Source organism: Thiolapillus sp. (assembly GCF_048562965.1).
In the GTDB taxonomy this organism is placed as follows: domain Bacteria; phylum Pseudomonadota; class Gammaproteobacteria; order Chromatiales; family Chromatiaceae; genus Thiolapillus; species Thiolapillus brandeum_A.
In genome coordinates, this window is sequence record NZ_JBHNMF010000745.1 from 1 (window position 1) to 1462 (window position 1462).

General features: G+C 48.6%; 1 protein-coding gene. It reads right to left on the minus strand.

Annotated elements, in window-relative coordinates:
• Nucleotides 1–599 precede the first annotated feature (599 nt).
• Nucleotides 600–1462: hypothetical protein (locus ACOCD2_RS19735; protein WP_419592365.1), on the minus strand; the 863-nt coding region annotated here is incomplete at its 5' end.

A 1462-nucleotide genomic window follows, 5' to 3' on the forward strand; every position in this document is an offset into this window, starting at 1 on the left:
CGCGTTCGGAGGCCTACTTTGTTTTCCCTCTGGCGCAAGGCACGCCGGGAAAACAGTGCGGCCTCGCGGCTACTGGGGTCTACCAGCCTTCGCTTCGCTCTCCATGGCTGGCAGCGAATGTCAGATTCCGTTAATTATGCGACAATGGAGAAACGAATCAACAACTTAGGTGTTGATTTTTGCATAATTAATGCGACAAATGTGTAATAATTACGCGACAACATTGCATTTTTCGCATTAAATTTGCGACAAATATTTTGCTGAAAATACAATGAGTTATGCCGGTCAGAAAGATACCTAGAAATTACCGCGTGATCACAGGGTGCGTGGCCAGTGAAAAGTCCGCCAACAATGCCTCCGGGCGCATAAAGGTTTCCCAACAAGCCCGAAGCAGCGGGCCTTGCGGATGGCCATAATGACCGCATTAGTGAATACTGATACCAGCCTCCGCTCGCGCGGCAGGTCGCGGTATCCTTGAGAGTATTTGATGATAGATTTATGGGCTACCTTGGGGTCGTCCCCCGAATCAACTGTCCGGTATTACATTCACCCAGGAGATAATTCATGAGGTCAACACAATTGCTACCCGTGCGTTCGTTTCAACGTAAACTCGCGATGACAACCACCCGATGTAGTGGCGTCCGATCATAGCCCTCCAGGCTCGGCAACGGATGCAAGCGTTTAGCTAAAGATGTATCCCGGGGGCGGCCGATGGAATAGGCGTAAACAATGGTACCACCTCGTTGGTTCCATCGATTGTAATCCATGCATGCGAAAGGACTAGCCAGAAAATTTTTTATCGTATTTTGCTGCCCAGATTTGAGCGAATTCCCGACACCAAAGTCATATTGCTGAATAGGCACGATTTTGTGCTTATCAAGCTTCGCTTCCGGGTCGACTTTGTAATGAACGTGGGAGCATAAACATGCATCCATGCTGGCCATATGTGTCAGCACTTTGGCCAGCGGTATATCGTATTTCTTATCATCATGCAGTCGCCCCATCGCCTCGAGTATATTTTCTGCTCCAGGTGAATGATGCTGCACATTGGATAAAAACTTATTAGCATCATCACCAAAAATGGCGATATGGCTCAGTCGTGTCGCCAGATGTTCTGTGTCCTTCGGCAACCACCCGTGTCCAACAATCATGTGGAGTACATCGTATAACAATGTTTCGATTACGTAGAACGCCATCTGATGTGAGGCATGTACATGGCTTTGTGGCACCATAATGCGGAATCGCCTGGATTGATAGTGCTGGATTCCAATATGTGATTTCATGCTCCGGTGCTTCCGGTGGTGGATTCCTTCTAAGCGCTTCTCCATGTCCTCAAAAAAGCACTCCACCGAGTCATAGGTGACTCCTGGTGGAGAGTCCATCCGCATGTTGATGGGCAACTCAGTACCAGTGGGCAGTTCATAAATATCGACCCCCATTGCACTGAAAGCCGCCTTTAGGT